Here is a 15,702-nt window from a genome sequence, read left to right as displayed (position 1 = left end):
AGGGAGCACCTGATGGTGACCTACCTGGTGACGGGGGCGACCGGCCTCATCGGCCGGCACTACGTGGCGGAGATCCTGGCCCGACAGGACACCGAACGGGTGTGGCTGCTCGTGCGGGAGCGGTCGCGTGACCGGCTCGCCGAGGTGGCCCGTGACTGGGTCGGCGGGGACAAGGTCCGCCCACTCGTGGGAGACATCCGCGCCGAGCGCCTGGGCATCACCGACGAGCAGGTCGCCGAGCTGACCGGCACGGTCGACCACCTCGTGCACCTCGCCGCCCTGTACGACATCTCCGCGGACGACGACGCGAGCATCGCCGCGAACGTCGAGGGCACCAGGCACGTCCTCTCGCTCGCCGAGGCACTGCGGGTCGGCTGCCTGCACCACGTCTCGTCCGTGGCCGTCGCCGGCGACTACCGGGGCCGGTTCACCGAGGAGATGTTCGACGCCGGCCAGCGCCTGGTCACCGCCTACCACCGCACGAAGTTCGAGTCCGAGCGCCTCGTGCGCACGCAGACCGAGGTGCCGTGGCGGGTCTACCGGCCCGCGATCGTGGTGGGCGACTCCGTCACCGGCGAGATGGACAAGATCGACGGGCCCTACTACTTCTTCTCCGCGCTCCAACGGCTCTCGTCGGTGCCGAGCGTGCCGTTCGTGTTCCCGGACATCGGCAACACCAACGTCGTCCCGGTCGACTACGTCGCGAAGGCCTTGGCGCACCTCGTGACCGTGCCGGGGCTCGACGGCCGCGCGTTCCACCTGGTCAACCCGCAACCGCAGTCCGCGCGCGAGGTGTACAACGCCTTCGCCAGGGCGGCCGGCGCGCCGCTCGCGACCGTCGAACTGGGCAGGCAGTTCGCGAAGCCGCTGGTCGGCCTCGTGAAGCTCGCCGAGCACGTGCCCGGCGTGACGATCGCGCGGGACGCCGTGCTCGACCGCCTCGGCATCCCGCCGGTGCTGCTCACGACGCTCACGTTCGACCCGGTCTTCGACTCGACCGAGACCAGGAAGGCCCTCGCCGACTCCGGCGTCGACGTGCCCGCCCTCGGCGACTACGCCGACGTGCTGTGGCGGTACTGGCGCGAGCACCTCGACCCGTTCCGGGCACGCAGGCACGGGCAGCGCGGCGAGCTGGACGGGCGGCGCGTGGTGATCACCGGCGCGTCGTCGGGCATCGGGCGGGCGGCGGCGCTGAAGATCGCCGAGGCGGGTGGCGTGCCGCTACTGGTGGCGCGGCGGCAGGCCGAGTTGGAGGAGGTCCGTGCCGAGATCGCGGCGGCGGGTGGGCAGGCCCACGTCTATCCCTGCGACCTGACCGACGAGGAGTCGGTGACGAAGACCGTCGCGCAGATGCTGGTCGAGCAGCCGTCCGTCGACATGCTGGTCAACAACGCGGGCCGGTCGATCCGGCGGTCGGTGCAGCTGTCCTACGACCGCATGCACGACTACGAGCGCGCGATGGCGATCAACTACTTCGGCGCGGTGCGGCTGATCCTCGCGCTGCTGCCGCACATGGTCGAGCGGCGGTTCGGCCACATCGTGAACGTGTCGTCGATCGGCGTACAGGGCATCGCGCCCCGGTTCTCGGCGTACGTGGCGTCGAAGGCCGCGCTCGACTACTTCTCCAAGATCGTCGCGACCGAGACCCACGGCGCGGGCATCACGTTCACGACCGTCCACATGCCGCTGGTCAGGACGCCGATGATCCGGCCGACCAAGATCTACGACGCGTTCCCGACGAAGTCGCCGGAGCAGGCCGCGGACATGGTGCTGGAGGCGTTGGTGCGCAGGCCCAAGCACATCGGGACGCCCACCGGCCAGGTGATGTCGGCGGCGTACTCGGTGGCGCCCGGCCTGGTCGACGCGATCGCCTACCAGGGGTACCGGATCTTCCCCGACTCGACGGCGGCGGGCGGCGGCGGGCGGGTGAAGATCGGCAAGGGCGACCGCCACCTCGGTGCCGCGGCGATGGCGCTGGCCCGGCTCACGAAGGGCTTCCACTGGTGACCCGGACGGCCGCGACACGCCGTCCACTGTAGACAGTTCGGTCGAATATGTTGCGGACCGTGGTGATCCGAGTACGGTTTCATCATGGCAGTCGCCGACGACCGGGAACCCGTTGGTTTCACCGTGGTGCGCCACGGGTTCGACCGCACTCAGGTCAGACAACGTCTTGACGAGCTGACCGAGGTCGCCGAGAAGGCGACGACCGAGCGCGACGAGGCGCTCGAACAGGTCGCCGAGCTGCACGGCGAGCTGGAGATCGCCCGCCGCGAGATCGCCGCGCTGGCCGAGCGCCTCGAGACCCAGGGCGACGACGAGAGCTCGACGCGGCTGCTCGCCGTGGCGAAGTCCCAGGCGGCGGAGATCACGGCACGCGCACGTGTCGCCGCGGAGCAGACCTGGGCCGCGGCCGAGCAGGCGGCGGCGACCATGCGGGACCGCTACAAGGCGATGATCGCCTCCCTCGACGACCAGAGCGACGAGCTGAACCGCACCCACAAGTCGGTGATGGCGGCGGCGAAGACGCAGGTCGAGGAGATGACCACCGAGGCGGAACGCCGTCGCGAGGCCATCGACAAGGAGGCCGAGGAGGACCGGATCCGCATCGACCGCGAGTTCTCCGAGACGATGGCCGCGAAGCGCGAGGCGCTGCGCATCGAGATCGAGGAGACCACGGCCTCCTGCGAACACGACGTGGGCGCGCGACTGAGGGCGGCGGACGAGGAGGCCCGTCGTCGCGTCGAGTCGGTGACCGAGCAGGTCCAGCGCCTGACGTCGGTCCGCGACCAGCTGAACGAGCGCCTCCGTGACACCAAGGAGCTGCTGGACATCAGCTCGTCCCTGCTCGAACCGGTGGAGGGCGAGTCGACGACGCCCGCGGAGGAACCTCCGGCCAAGGACGACGGCTCGAAGGTCCCCCCGCAGCGCGCGACGAAACGCCAGCCCGCGAAGCGCTAGGCCATCCCGTACACCCTGGTGACGGGGATGCGCAGGACCAGCCGCTGGTCGGCGACCATGGCCGCGCGGTACTCGTCCCAGTCGGGGTGCTCGCCCGCGATCTCGCGGTAGACGTCGACGAGGTCGTCGACCGTGGCGTCGTCCGGGGCCCCGGCCACCGGGGTCAGCTCGGCGTCGCCCTCGGCCACCACGTAGGCGCGGAAGTCGGGGGCGGCGACGTAGAAGCTCACCCTCGGATCGCGGCGGAGGTTCTTCGTCTTCGCGCGGCCGTCGGTGATCGACGCCCGGATCAGACGGCGGTCGGGGTCGAAGGTGTAGCTCACGTTGGACAGCTGTGGGCGGCCGTCACGCTTGAGCGTGACCACCACGCCGCCGTGGTGTTCGGCCAACAGAGCCAGGAGGCGTTCTTCCATACCCTGATCCTGCAACCTCCAGCATTGTCCAGGTCAAGCGGCCCGGTCGGCCGCGGCGGACGCGCACGTCGCCAGGATCAGCGCCGCCACCTTCTCCGGCTCGTCGATCATCGGCACGTGCCCCGCCCCGTACAGCCACACGTGCCGGGCCCTTGGCAGCAGTGCCGCCGCCCTGCGGGCCTGGCGCGGCCACAGGATGCGGTCACGGGTGCCCCACGCGACGGTCACCGGGACGGTCGGCGGCGGGGCCGCGAAGGTGTACTCGCGACCGGCCTTCGCGACCAGGTCGAAGCCCTTCGCGCCGACCATCGACAGCAGGTCGGCGAGCATGATCTCCGCCGTCATCCGGGAGGGGTGGCCGTAGAGGAGGCTGGCGGCGGCCAGCCGGAAGTACCGGTTGCGCACGGCCGCGGTCCGCAGCCAGTCGGGGGTGCGCCCACTGGACCGGATGAAGGTCAGCACCCGCAGCGCCCACGCACGGTCGCGTGCGGTCCAGAACCCGGCGGGCGCCAGCGCGGTCGCCGACGACACCAGGCCGCGCGACGCCAGCTCCAAGCTGATGGCGGCACCGAGGGAGTTACCCGCGACGTGCGGACGGCCCAGGCCCAGGTCGGCGAAGATGTCGGCACAGGCCTGGACCGCGCTCGGCATGTCGTAGCCGCGCTCCTCGGGCAGCAGCGGCGACCCGCCGAAGCCGGGCAGGTCCACCGCGATCACGTCGTGCTTCGCGCTCAGCGCGTCCAGTACCGGTGCCCACGCCTGCCAGCGGTGGCCGATGCCGTGCAGCAACACGAGCGGGCTGCCGTTGCCCCGCCGTTCGAACGCGACCTCGATGGACATGTCCGACCTCCCCGGTGAGTGTTACCGGGAATCACAGTAACTCAGTACTCGTCGTGAAGTCGCCACCAACTGCTCGGTTCGTCGTTGCCCCGACCGGACTCCTCCCACGCCTCCTGACGTCCGAACGGGGTGAGGTCGAGGTAGCGCAGGGTGCTGACCATCAGGTCGCCGCCCCTGCCGGTGGTGAAGTAGGTGCGGAACACGTCGTCACCGTCGCGGAGGAACACGCTGAAGCCGAAGCCCGTGCCTGCGCCGCTGTCGGGCGTGAAGTCCGAGCCGAACGTCGAGTACCACGGCACGGTCCAGCCCATCCGCTCGCGGTAGGGCTCGCTCTCCTCCAGCGGTGCCGGCGCCGTGACCACGAGGGTGGTGTCGCGGGCGTGCAGGTGCTCGAGGTTGGCGATGTTGTCGACGAGCAGCGAGCAGCCGGGGCAGCGGTGCGGGTCGCCGGGATGCATCATGAAGTGGTAGGTGATCAGCTGGCGGCGGCCGTCGAACAGGTCCAGCAGCGACTTCTCACCGTCACGCCCGTGGAAGACGTACGACTTGTCCCAGCGGACCATGGGCAGCCGCCTGCGCTCGGCGGCCACCGCGTCGACGGCCTTGAGCGCCGCCTTCTCCTTGGCCAGCAGGGCTTCCCTGGCCTTCGTCCACTCCTCGACGGAAACCACCTCTGGCAGGGTCGTCGTCGTGGTCATGCGTGTCCTCCTCTGTCAAGAGATGATGCTGGCGCGCCGTGGCAGGTTGTGGGCGTGGATTCGTGCGTAGCGCCTCCCAAGCTCGGCGCAGGTTGTGCGGGACCTGGCGGCACAGTTCCTCCCAGCCCTTGGCCGCGTCGTTGGTCGCGAACCGCATGTCCCACTCGTCCAGGCCGGGTGGCGGTGCCACCCGGTACATGCAATTGGGCGTCATGACGCGGGAGGTATGGGTACTGCCCCGTAGTCCTCACCCTCTTGAGTGGCGGCAGCGAAGACCTCAGGGTCGGCGTAAACCTCGGCAGTGTGCCGCCACCCGGTGATCACCTGAACCACCGGGGCGGGACTGCCGAGTTCTCCGATCGCGTGCTTCGATCGCGTGCAAGGTGCCGATCATCTCGACGAGAAAGGCCTGTACATCCGCTCTTGGGAGGAACCGCACCCACGGGAATGCCTCGGGGATCACTGGAGTGGTGGGTGATCAGCCGGCAGCGGCCGCCGAACTTCCCCGAGGTAGGCGCCGAGGTCGTCGAAGGTCTCGCGCCAGCCCTCCTCGTGGCCGTCGCGTTCGCCGGCGGTACGGAAGATCGCCTGGTGGAAGGTCATCTCGGTCTTGCCGTCGCGGTCGTCGAAGGTGATCGTGACCAGCGTGTCGTGGCCGGGGCCGCCCGTGGGCTCGTCCCAGGCGAAGCTGAACACGAGGCGTTCCGGAGGCGTGATCTCGTGGTAGACGCCGCCCGACCAGTGCTCGACACCGTCCGCGTCGCGGATGCAGGTCCGCCACGCGCCGCCCTCGACGAGCTTGACCGTGCAGGACGGGGTGGTGAAGCCCTTCGGGCCGAACCACCTGACGAGCTGGTCCGGTTCGGTCCACGCCGCGAAGACCAGCTCGCGTGGGGCGTCGAAGACACGGGTGATCGTGAGGTCGAGGTCAGTCATCGTCATCCTGTTGCTCTTGTCGCTTCCGCAGCTCGCGGAGGTGCTCGTCCAGGCGGTCGAAGCTGTCCTCCCAGAACTGCCGGTACTCGGCGAGCCACTCGGTCGCACCCCGCAGTGGCGCCGCCTCCAGTCGGCACGGACGCCACTGCGCGGTGCGCCCGCGCGTGATCAGCCCCGCGTGTTCGAGGACCTTCAGGTGCTTCGACACCGCGGGCAGGCTCATGGCGAAGGGCTCGGCCAGTTCCGTGACCGTCGCCTCTCCCGTCGCGAGCCGCGCGAGGATGGCCCGCCTGGTCGGGTCCGCCAGTGCGGCGAACGTCGTGCTGAGCTGATCCACTGCCATACTCAACCGCCTAGTTAATTAACCAACAGGTTGAACATAGCACGCATCCGCATCCTGTCAAGCACACGGGGTTAGCGCTTTCCTCGTCGCGGAACGCGACCGGTCATGTATTCAGCGTGTTGACGACGCCCTCACCTGCAACGACCCGAACCATTCCACGAAAACATGGCGGAATGAGAACACACTGCGTGTCAACGCAATTGCTGGGAGTCGCCGAGAACGGGCAAGAAACTGTCGCTGTTGTGCCCCCGACCGGATTCGAACCGGCACTCCACCCCTTTTAAGGGGGCTGCCTCTGCCAGTTGGGCTACGGGGGCAGGCGCAGCCTAGGGCGAGATCATGTGGCAGCGGAGGGGTTTTCGGAAAATCCCTCCGCTGGACCAATCCGCGATACGCCGGTTGGCTCCATCCGCGCTGGGCTGGATAAGGCTACCGAACGGTGTATCCGAAATCGTTATCTCAGCCGCGTGACACGCGGTCGAACTCGGCTCGCGGATTGTTGATCTGGCCCATCGAGATGACCTCACGCCGTAACAGTCCACTCAGTAACCAGTCGGCTACTACGCGGAATTTCCTGTTGAACGTCGGGACCCGCGCGACGTGGTATCCGCGGTGCATCCCCCACGCGACGAAGCCCTTGGCCTTGATGTTGTAGACGTCCGCGACGCCCTTGTGGAGGCCGAGGCTCGCGACCGAGCCGACGTTCTTGTGGAAGTAGTCCTTCGGCTGCCTGTCACGCAGCACGGCGACGATGTTGGCGGCCATCACGTTGGCCTGCCGCACGGCATGCTGGGCGTTCGGCGCGCACAGCGCGTTCGGGTCCTCGGCGATGCGGGACAGGTCCGGCACGGCGGCGTTGTCACCGGCGGTCCACACGTCGGGCATGCCGTCGACCTGGAGCGTGGCGGTGGCCTTGAGGCGTCCGCGCTCGTCGAGGGGCAGATCCGAGGTGGCCAGCACCGGGTTGGACTTCACGCCCGCCGTCCACACGATGGTGTCGCTGTCGAACTCGGTGCCGTCCGAGAGGACGACGTGCCCGTTCTCGAAGGACTTGGCGAGTGTGGACAGGTACACCTCGATGCCGCGCTTCTCCAGCTGCAGCACGGTGTAGACGCCGAGGCTCTCGCGCACCTCCGGCAGGATCCGACCCGCTGCCTCGACGAGGACCCAACGCAGGTCGGTCGGCTCGAGCTCGTTGTAGTAGCGGGTGGCGAAGCGCGCCATGTCCTCGAGCTCGGCCAGCGCCTCGATGCCCGCGAACCCGCCGCCGACGAACGTGAACGTCAGCAGCTTGCGGCGCAGCTCGGGATCGCGCGTAGTCGCCGCCGCGTCCAGCTTCGCCATGACGTGGTTGCGGAGGTAGATCGCCTCGCCGATGGTCTTGAAGGAGATGCCCTGCTCCGCGAGCCCGGGGATCGGCATCAGACGGGCGACCGATCCCAGCGCCACGACGAGGATGTCGTACTCGACCCGCTCGTGGTGCCCGTCCGGCGCCTCGATCTCGACCGTCCTCGTCGCGTGCTCGATCCTGGTGACGCGCGCGGTCAGCACGTGACAGCGCTTGAGCGTCTTGCGCAGGGGCACGACGACGTGCCGGGGCTCGATCGCGCCCGCGGCGGCCTCGGGCAGGAACGGCTGGTAGGTCATGTGCGGCTGCGGGTCGATCACGGTCACGGAGGCCTCGTTGCCCTTCAGCTTCCGCTGCAGGCCCAGTGCGGTGTAGAGGCCGACGTAGCCGCCGCCCAATATCACGATCCGCTTCGGTTGCGAAAGTCCTCGACCCATATGTCCATGGTGTCACCCCTGTCCTGGCAATGCCCGTCACCCCGGGTCAGGTGTAATGCTTAACACTCACCTCACACGCTGCAGCTGGATCACCAGCACCGCGACGCCGGCGAGCCCCACGAGCGCGACCGCCTCGACGACCTGAGCGGTCGGACCGGTGGGCAGCAGCGCGGCGATGCAGACCAGTACCGCCATGGCCGCCTGGACGAGCAGGAACCGCCGGGCAGCCACCCACACGGCCGACACGTGCACCCGGCCGCGGGCAGGCATCACCCCGGCCAACCCGCAGGCGACGTGGAAGAGGTGGACGAGCGGGATCAGGACGAGCACCTCGGCCCGCAGCGGGTCACCGCCGCCGAGCGTGACCAACACCGCCGCGACGACGACCACTCCGGCGGGTGCCGGGCTGGCGGGCGCGTAGGCGGAGGCCAGCACCGCGGGCAGGAGGACGACGAGCGTCCCGACGGTGACACCCGCGTGCAGCGGCACGGACACGATCGCGGCCCCCACGACGAGAATGGTCACCCGCAGCAGGTAGGCGGGCACTCCCCGCCCGACGACCAGTGCGTCCCTCGCGTTCGAAGCCGCCACCCCGCGCGAATGTCCCACTCGTGCACGCGGGGGCCCCCCGCTTTCCACGCTACCGGGCGGCACCGACAGTTCCTGGCGGCGAGCGGCCGGGTCCGACTCGGTCATGAGCGCCGCCTCCTTCGAGCGGATCGCAGCATGGCGCCGAGCGGTGGCCCGCTCTGCCAGCGGACGACCGCCACGCCGTGTTCCTCCATCGCGCGGATGCGGACTCGGTGCTCGGCACGCAGGACCGACACCACCGCCGCGCCCCACGGCGTCGACGCGTCCGGGGTCAGGTCGTCGGGGAGCAGGTCGACCGCCACCACCAGACGACCCCTGCGGGCCACGCGGACCACCACGTCCACCAGCTTGTCGTCCAGGAACGGGGACAGGACCAGCACCGTAGCGCCCGCTGGGATCTGGGCCGGGTTCAGCACCGGGTCACCGCTGCCCGCCACGCGTTGTGCCGCGTACACGAGCTGGTGGCGGATCCGTTCCAGGTGCCGCCGCCCCGAGCCGATCGGGACACCGCTCCTGGGATGGCCGAGGTCGACGAGGCCGACCCGGTCGCCGTGGCGGAGGAACGCCGCCGCCAGGGACGACGTCGCACGCACGCCGAGGTCCAGGCTGCCGCCGGGCCGCACGCCGGAGCCCGGCAGCCGCGCGTTCCAGTCCGCCACCGCGCCGTCCACGTCCAGGCGCGTGTCCAGGGCGAGCACCAGGTCCGCGTCGGCCTCCGCGTGACGTTCGCGGACGTGCAGCGTGCCGGGTGCCAGCTCACCGCCCCTTGCCGCGGCCGCACGCAACGACACCCGCCAGTCCACGCGGCGCAGGCGGTCACCCGAGCGGAACGGGCGGATGTCACGCAGCTCCATGCCGTCGCCGGGGCGCGCGGACCGGTGCGCCCCGACCAGTCCCGCGGCACGCGGCGGCAGCGGGCCGGGCGGCAGCGGGTCGATCGGCGGCAGCACCGTGTGGTGCGCGACGACCCCGACCACCGGCCCGTACATGTACAGCCCCTCGTGGCTCGCGAACAGGTAGTCCGGCCGCAGGTAGATGCCGTGTCCCCACAGCCGCCACGACAGTCGCGTGTGGACCTCGCCCGCGACCGCGGGCAGCAGGTGGACCTTGCCTGCCCCCGGCATGTTCGGCATCGGCATGCGCAGCGCCGCGAACGCGGCACCCTCGCCGGGGTCGACCGTCACCGCGACCGTCGAGTCCTTGCCCGCGTCGACGGCCTCGTGACGCGGTTCCGACGTGACGGTCGGTGTGCCCGTCGGCGGTCGCGAGAGCAGCAGACCGACCACCAGCGGCATGCCGATCAGCACCAGTTCCAGGCGGTGCAGGACCAGGCCGACGGCCACCAGCCCCAACCCGCACACGGTCGCGCGGACCAGTGCGTCGGTTCGCCGCCACCCCTGCTCGCGGGCCGCGCGGCGGCCCGCGAACCACGCGTGGGCGCGGCTCTCCCGCCTCTCGGTCACGACGGCCGCGTCGTCGCCGGTCCGGGCACCTGGTCGAGCAGCTCGGTCACCACCTGCGTGCTCGTCACGCCGGAGCTCCACGTCTCGGCCCGCATCGTCAGCCGGTGCGCGAGTGCGGCGACCGCACAGTCCTTCACGTCCTCCGGCAGCACGAACTCACGGCCGTCCAGCACGGCAAGGGCCCGTGCCACCAGCAGCAACGCCTGCGACCCGCGTGGCGACGCGCCCACCTCCACCGCGCGGTGAGCACGGGTCGCTCCTGCCAGGTCGACGCAGTACCGCAGCACGTCGTCGTCGACCTCGACGCGTTCAAGCGCCGCCTGCAGGTCGGCGAGGCGGGTGGCGTCGATGACCGCGGACAACTCGGCCGTCTCCTGCCGCCTCGCGATGCGCCTGCGCAGCACCTCCGCCTCCTCCTCCGGCGGCGGGTAGCCGACGTCCAGCCGCAGCAGGAACCGGTCGAGCTGCGCCTCTGGCAGCGGGTAGGTGCCCTCGTACTCGATCGGGTTCGACGTCGCGAGCACGTGGAAGGGACGCGGCAGCGGGAACGTGCGGCCCTCGACCGTGACCTGCCGTTCCTGCATGGCCTCCAGCAGCGCGGCCTGCGTCTTCGGCGGCGTGCGGTTGATCTCGTCGGCCAGCAGCAGGCCCGCGAACACAGGCCCCTCGCGGAAGCTGAAGTCGCGCTCGGTCGGGTCGTAGACGAACGAGCCGGTGATGTCCGCAGGCTGCAGGTCCGGCGTGCACTGGATGCGCCGGAACTCCAGGCCGAGGGTCTGGGCGAGGCTGCGGGCCATGAGCGTCTTGCCGAGGCCGGGCACGTCCTCGATCAGCACGTGGCCGCCCGCGAGCACGGCGGCGAGCGCGAGCCGCAGCGTCCGGTCCCGGCCGACGACGACCTCGCCGACCGAGGCGAGCACGGCCGTGGCCTCGGCACGGATGTCGGTGGTGGTCAGCAAAGCTCCTCCAGACGGCGCATGAGCGCGGCGAACTCCTTGGGCGGTGGCAGTTGGGCGTCGGTCGCCGTGAGCAGGGTGTGCAGCTGTGGACCGAGCCGCTCCCTCGCCTCCGGCGTGTCCAGGTCCTGCTGGAGCGCGGCCGTCGCGATGCGACGAAGGCGCGGCTGGATCCGCGACGTGAAGCGGTACTGGTCCAGTGTGGACCGTTCGAGGCGTTCGGTGAGGGAGGTCGCGTGCAGCGTGACGCTCGAGGACGGCGCCTCCGGCTCGACGGTCCAGTCGGCGTCGAAGGTGCCGGACAGCAGGCAGCCCGCCAGGGTGACCGCGCCTGCCGGGGCCGCGAAGAGGAAGGCCCAGACGACCGGGGTGTTCATGCCCGCGTAGGCGGTGACCCCGACCGCCACGGCGACGAGGGCGGCGATGACCGAGGCACGCAGGAGCGTCATCGGATCGTCGCCAGGATCCGGTCGAGTGCGTCCCTGGCGTCGGCCGCGTCCTGCTCGCCGCTGTCCCGGCCGAAGCGGGCCCGGTGGTAGAGGGCGCGGAGGTCGGCCAGTGCCCGCTCGTCGGCGGTCTCACTCGCCAGCAGCGACACGGTGAACTCGGTGGCGGTCTGGTGCGGCGCCCGCCGGTGCTCCGTGGCGTTCTCGAGGGTGACCCACGCACGGATGACCGCGTCGCGCGGCTCGCCGCCTGGGCGGGCGAGCACGTCGCGGGCCTGTTGGACGGCCTCCCGGAGGCGCAACCGCATGACGGTGTCGACGGTGCCCTCGACCGGCTCGATCACGGCCCCGATCCCGGAGTTACGGGCCAGTGCCCGCCCGCGCAGCGCGGCGAGCACCGACAGCGCGACGGCGAGCAGGAGCATGACGGCGATGACCGCGAGGACGATCTTGAAGGCCAGTCCTGGGTCCACGTCCGCGACGCGTGGGCCCTTGGTGGGGCTGTTGCCTGCGCCCCTCGGCAGGAACGGCAGGCCGGGCTCGATGTGCGGGTCGGCCATGCGGCTGGGGACGGCCGACTGCCCGCGTGCCACGACGACCACGAGCATGAGCACTGCCGCGGCCAGGAGCGACAACGCCACCCTGGGTCCCCTCATCCCAGACAGCATGCCCGACCGCCCGCTTTCCGGCGGACAGCTTTTCCGTATCGAGACCTACGCGTGCAACTCAGCGCGCGGCGAGTTTCTTGGCGTTTCGGAGGACGGATTCCAGCATCGCGGGAGTGAGGCGCCCGGTGAACGTGTTCTGCTGGCTCACGTGGTAACAGCCGAGCAGGGTAAGCGGGGCGGGCCCGTCCAGTGCCACCGTCACCCCGTGCCCGAATTTCGGGCGGGGCACGGGAATGCGCCATCCCGCCGAGGAAAGCACGGGTAGCAGCGCCTGCCAGCCGAACGCGCCGAGCACGACGATCGTCCGCAGGGTCGGTGCGAGCAACGCCAGCTCCTCGGCGAGCCAGGGCCTGCAGTTGTCCCGCTCCCGCGGGGTCGGTTTGTTCTCCGGCGGCGCGCACTTGACCGGCGCGGTGATGCGCACGCCGTAGAGGGTCAACCCATCGTCGGCGGAGACGGCGGTCGGCTGCGAGGCCAGGCCGACGGCGTACATGGCGGCGTAGAGCACGTCACCGGAGCGGTCGCCGGTGAACATCCGGCCGGTGCGGTTCGCGCCGTGGGCCGCCGGGGCGAGTCCGACGATCGCTATCGACGCGTCGGCGGGGCCGAAGCCGGGCACCGGGCGTCCCCAGTAGTCCCAGTCCATGAAGGACGCCCTCTTGACCCGGGCGACCTCCTCACGCCAGGCCACGAGGCGTGGACAGCGGCGGCACCCGGTCACCCGCCCGTCCAGATCGGCCAGCTCCTCGCTCACCCGGAACAGCATGCCAAACCCGTAATGTGCGGGCATGGCAGACACCACCGACGAGGACCGCACCCCACCAGAGCCGACCGACGACCTCGTCACGACCTCCCACACCCTCACCGTCAAGCGCCGCAAGCTGACCTACACCGCCACGACCGGCCGGCTCGTGCTGCGCAAGGAGGTGCTGACCGACGGCAAGTTCGACGGGCACCTGCCCAAGGCCGAGGTCTTCCTCACCGCGTACACCCTCGACGACGCCGACCCCACCCAGCGCCCCGTCACGTTCGCGTTCAACGGCGGTCCCGGCGCCGCCAGCGTGTGGCTGCACCTCGGGCTGTTCGGTCCGCGCCGCGTGATCTCGGGGGACGCCGGTGACCCGGCGCCGCCGCCGTACGGCCTCGTGGACAACCCGGAGTCGCTGCTGGCACACAGCGACCTCGTGTTCATCGACCCGGTCGGCACCGGCTACTCGCGGGCCGCGAAGAACGAGAAGCCCGGCGACTACCACGGCTTCAAGCCCGACATCGAGTCCGTCGGCGAGGTCATCCGGCTGTGGACCAGCCGCAACGGCCGGTGGCTCTCGCCGAAGTTCCTGGCGGGCGAGTCCTACGGCACGACCCGCGCAGGCGGGCTCGCGCACCACCTGCAGACCCGTTACGGCCTGTACCTCAACGGGCTGATCCTGATCTCGGCCGTGCTCGACTTCGGGTCGCTGGACTTCACCAAGGGCAACGACCTGCCGTACTCGACGTACCTGCCCACGTACGCGGCCATCGCGCACTACCACGGCCTGCTCGGCGACCGCCCGCTGGCGGACGTGCTGGCCGACGCGGAGGAGTTCGCGTCGAAGGACTACCCGTGGGCGCTGTCGCAGGGCAGCAGGCTGTCGGACGAGGACCGGGCGACGACGATCGCGAAGATCGCGGCGCTGACGGGCCTGTCCGAGGACTTCGTCGACCGCGTGGATCTTCGGGTCGAGCACGTCCGTTTCTTCACGGAGCTGCTGCGGCACCAGCGTCGGACGGTAGGGCGGCTCGACGGCCGGTTCACCGGCTGGGACCCCGACTACGGCCGCGAACACTGGGAGACCGACCCGTCGTTCACGGCGATCTCGGGTGCGTACACGGCGGCGCTCAACCACTACGTGCGGGCGGAGCTGGAGTACCCCAACGATCTGCCGTACGAGGTCCTGAGCGAGTCGACGATCGAGGGCTGGTCGTACAAGGAGTTCGAGAACGCACACGTCACGGTCGCGGACAAGTTGGCGTCGGCGATGCGGGCCAACCCGCACCTCAAGGTGCACATCGCGTCCGGCTACACCGACGGCGCGACGCCGTACTTCGCGACCGAGCACGTCCTCGCGCATCTCCAGCTGCCTGCCGAGCTGCGGTCGAACATCGAGGTCGCGTACTACGAGGCCGGGCACATGATGTACGCGCACGAACCATCCCGGGTCCAGCAGTCGAAGGACATCGCGGCGTTCATCACGAAGGCGTCGAACCGTTGAACTGACGGAGAGCCCGGCGACTACGCCGTCCACCGCGAACCACTACCATCAGTCACCATGGCTCGGCCGCTCGTCACGCCGAGTCATGGTGACATGGGGCTGGGTGGGTTATGCGTGCAATCATCAGAAGGTAACGGGAAGGAGCGCGGAGTGGGCGATGTCGTGTGGCTTATGGATCGCCCCGTGTACACCTACCCGCAGGTCGACCGCATGTTGACGTTGACCAAGGGGACAGCGATGCGGTGGCTGAACGGATACCGCCGTGACGGAGTGTCTTATGCGCCCATCCTGCGGACCGAACCGAGCAGGACTCGGTGGGTGACCTGGGGTGAGTTCGTCGAGACCCGACTGCTCGCCGGCTGTCGAGACGTCGACCGCATCCCGGTTCCCCAGCTTCGACATGTCGTGGAGGTGCTGCGCGAGAAGTTCGACCGCAGGTATCCCCTGGCGAACGCACAACCGTATCTCAAGCCCGCGGGCCGCCTGATGCTGTGGAGCGCACAGGACGAGGCCGGGCTGTCGGGCATGTTCGGCGAAGAGGTGACTGGTCAGCTTCTGCTCGCCCCGTGGGTCGAGCAGTTCGTGAACGCCGCGCAGTTCGATGACGACAACGAGGGCGATGTCGCGACACTTCGACCAGATCCGGACTTCCCGGCCGTGCGACTCGATCCGTACCTGAGAGGCGGCGAACCCGTCATGGACGGGCGCAGTGTTCGTGTCACCACCATCGCCGGCCTGGTCCGTGCGGGTGAACGACCCGCCGACGTCGCCGAATGGTACGAACTGACGGAGGACGAAGTCCGTCAAGCCGTCAGCTACGACCGGCTCCACGCACGACGTGGTGACCGGGTCACACGAACCAGTGAAGGAGTTTATCCCGCGCAGGGATGAGGAATGGATTCCGGCGGTCGCCAAGCGCGGATGGGTCGTGATCACCGCCGACCGCCACATCCGCACCCGCCATTACGAAGCGAAGGCCGCGCTTGAGCATGCACTGCTTTGCGTATGTCTGAGGCCGGCTGGTGGCAACGCCTCGCGCTGGGACTACGTTCGGCTACTCGCCGCACACTGGGAAGCAGTCGAGCTGATGCGCGCCGGTCACGGTTCGGACTGGCTCGAGGTGAAGCTGCAACGCACCCGGCATCTGGACTATCAACCCGGGAAACCTCCACGGCTGCCGCACCTCGAGACCTGACTCGGTCCTCACCGACCTGGCCCGGCCCGCTGAACGGAACACGGAGGCGTTGAAGGCGTCTTCGTAACGCCCGGCTCAACTTCAGCGTGCCCGGCCAGAGACGCTGAGGCAACCGAACGCGTGGCTCACGCGTGAACCGTGGGACCGCAAGTCGT

Annotated in this window: 17 protein-coding genes and 1 tRNA gene; 5 read left to right on the top strand and 13 right to left on the bottom strand. The window is 69.9% G+C overall.

All coding sequences use genetic code 11. The features are described from left to right. Positions 1–12: 12 nt before the first annotated feature. Together CLV71_RS29845 and CLV71_RS29840 are read left to right on the top strand one after the other, a co-directional pair. A complete protein-coding gene (locus CLV71_RS29845; RefSeq protein WP_133906203.1) occupies positions 13–2,007 on the top strand; it encodes an SDR family oxidoreductase in 1,995 nt (664 codons plus the stop codon). Positions 2,008–2,091: 84 nt separating this feature from the next. Continuing rightward, positions 2,092–2,961: a coiled-coil domain-containing protein gene (locus CLV71_RS29840; protein ID WP_133906202.1), complete on the top strand. Its 870-nt coding sequence runs from the start codon at positions 2,092–2,094 to the stop codon at positions 2,959–2,961. On the opposite strand, the gene CLV71_RS29835 is transcribed toward CLV71_RS29840, so the two are convergent. The 13 genes from CLV71_RS29835 to CLV71_RS29770 all read right to left on the bottom strand — a co-directional run bounded on the left by CLV71_RS29835 (position 2,958) and on the right by CLV71_RS29770 (position 12,890). Beyond that, entirely contained in the window at positions 2,958–3,374 is a 417-nt protein-coding gene (locus CLV71_RS29835) for a PPOX class F420-dependent oxidoreductase (protein WP_133906201.1), read from the bottom strand. The genes CLV71_RS29840 and CLV71_RS29835 overlap by 4 nt on opposite strands. A 33-nt stretch (positions 3,375–3,407) precedes the next feature. Then, positions 3,408–4,214 carry an alpha/beta fold hydrolase gene (locus tag CLV71_RS29830; RefSeq protein ID WP_133906200.1) on the bottom strand — a complete coding sequence of 269 codons (807 nt, stop codon included), beginning with the start codon at positions 4,212–4,214 and terminating at the stop codon, positions 3,408–3,410. A 41-nt stretch (positions 4,215–4,255) separates the two neighbouring features. Next, positions 4,256–4,912 carry a DUF899 domain-containing protein gene (locus tag CLV71_RS29825; RefSeq protein WP_133906199.1) on the bottom strand — a complete coding sequence of 219 codons (657 nt, stop codon included), beginning with the start codon at positions 4,910–4,912 and terminating at the stop codon, positions 4,256–4,258. 459 nt (positions 4,913–5,371) lie between these two features. After that, on the bottom strand, positions 5,372–5,848 hold the full coding sequence (locus CLV71_RS29815; RefSeq protein WP_133906198.1) for an SRPBCC family protein: 477 nt from the start codon (positions 5,846–5,848) through the stop codon (positions 5,372–5,374). Further along, positions 5,841–6,191 carry an ArsR/SmtB family transcription factor gene (locus CLV71_RS29810; RefSeq protein WP_133906197.1) on the bottom strand — a complete coding sequence of 117 codons (351 nt, stop codon included), beginning with the start codon at positions 6,189–6,191 and terminating at the stop codon, positions 5,841–5,843. The genes CLV71_RS29815 and CLV71_RS29810 overlap by 8 nt, the downstream gene beginning before the upstream one ends. A gap of 243 nt (positions 6,192–6,434) precedes the next feature. After that, positions 6,435–6,508, bottom strand: a tRNA-Leu gene (locus CLV71_RS29805). Between the two features lie 142 nt (positions 6,509–6,650). Then, positions 6,651–7,976: an NAD(P)/FAD-dependent oxidoreductase gene (locus CLV71_RS29800; RefSeq protein ID WP_133906196.1), complete on the bottom strand. Its 1,326-nt coding sequence runs from the start codon at positions 7,974–7,976 to the stop codon at positions 6,651–6,653. A gap of 66 nt (positions 7,977–8,042) precedes the next feature. After that, a complete protein-coding gene (locus CLV71_RS29795) occupies positions 8,043–8,567 on the bottom strand; it encodes a hypothetical protein (protein WP_133906195.1) in 525 nt (174 codons plus the stop codon). 101 nt (positions 8,568–8,668) lie between these two features. After that, positions 8,669–10,030 carry a DUF58 domain-containing protein gene (locus CLV71_RS29790; protein ID WP_133906194.1) on the bottom strand — a complete coding sequence of 454 codons (1,362 nt, stop codon included), beginning with the start codon at positions 10,028–10,030 and terminating at the stop codon, positions 8,669–8,671. Further along, positions 10,027–10,989, bottom strand: a complete 963-nt coding sequence (locus CLV71_RS29785) for an AAA family ATPase (protein ID WP_133906193.1) — start codon at positions 10,987–10,989, stop codon at positions 10,027–10,029. Before CLV71_RS29785 ends, CLV71_RS29790 begins: the two co-directional genes overlap by 4 nt. Further along, the gene (locus CLV71_RS29780) at positions 10,983–11,435 is read right to left on the bottom strand and encodes a DUF7269 family protein (RefSeq protein WP_133906192.1); all 453 of its coding nucleotides are present in this window, start codon (positions 11,433–11,435) and stop codon (positions 10,983–10,985) included. Before CLV71_RS29780 ends, CLV71_RS29785 begins: the two co-directional genes overlap by 7 nt. Beyond that, a complete protein-coding gene (locus CLV71_RS29775; protein ID WP_166664307.1) occupies positions 11,432–12,088 on the bottom strand; it encodes a DUF4129 domain-containing protein in 657 nt (218 codons plus the stop codon). Before CLV71_RS29775 ends, CLV71_RS29780 begins: the two co-directional genes overlap by 4 nt. A 70-nt stretch (positions 12,089–12,158) precedes the next feature. Continuing rightward, the gene (locus CLV71_RS29770) at positions 12,159–12,890 is read right to left on the bottom strand and encodes a uracil-DNA glycosylase (protein ID WP_279588763.1); all 732 of its coding nucleotides are present in this window, start codon (positions 12,888–12,890) and stop codon (positions 12,159–12,161) included. On the opposite strand from CLV71_RS29770, the gene CLV71_RS29765 reads away from it, so the two are divergent. The 3 genes from CLV71_RS29765 (at position 12,889) to CLV71_RS29755 (ending at position 15,547) form a co-directional block, all read left to right on the top strand. Further along, positions 12,889–14,352, top strand: coding sequence for a S10 family peptidase (locus CLV71_RS29765; protein ID WP_133906190.1), 1,464 nt, complete (start codon positions 12,889–12,891; stop codon positions 14,350–14,352). The genes CLV71_RS29770 and CLV71_RS29765 overlap by 2 nt on opposite strands. A 150-nt stretch (positions 14,353–14,502) precedes the next feature. After that, positions 14,503–15,243, top strand: coding sequence for a DUF433 domain-containing protein (locus CLV71_RS29760; protein ID WP_166664306.1), 741 nt, complete (start codon positions 14,503–14,505; stop codon positions 15,241–15,243). A 37-nt stretch (positions 15,244–15,280) separates the two neighbouring features. After that, a complete protein-coding gene (locus tag CLV71_RS29755) occupies positions 15,281–15,547 on the top strand; it encodes a hypothetical protein (RefSeq protein ID WP_133906188.1) in 267 nt (88 codons plus the stop codon). Positions 15,548–15,702: the final 155 nt, after the last annotated feature.

Source organism: Actinophytocola oryzae (assembly GCF_004364325.1).
Taxonomy (GTDB): domain Bacteria; phylum Actinomycetota; class Actinomycetes; order Mycobacteriales; family Pseudonocardiaceae; genus Actinophytocola; species Actinophytocola oryzae.
This window is presented reverse-complemented; position numbering and strand designations above follow the sequence as displayed.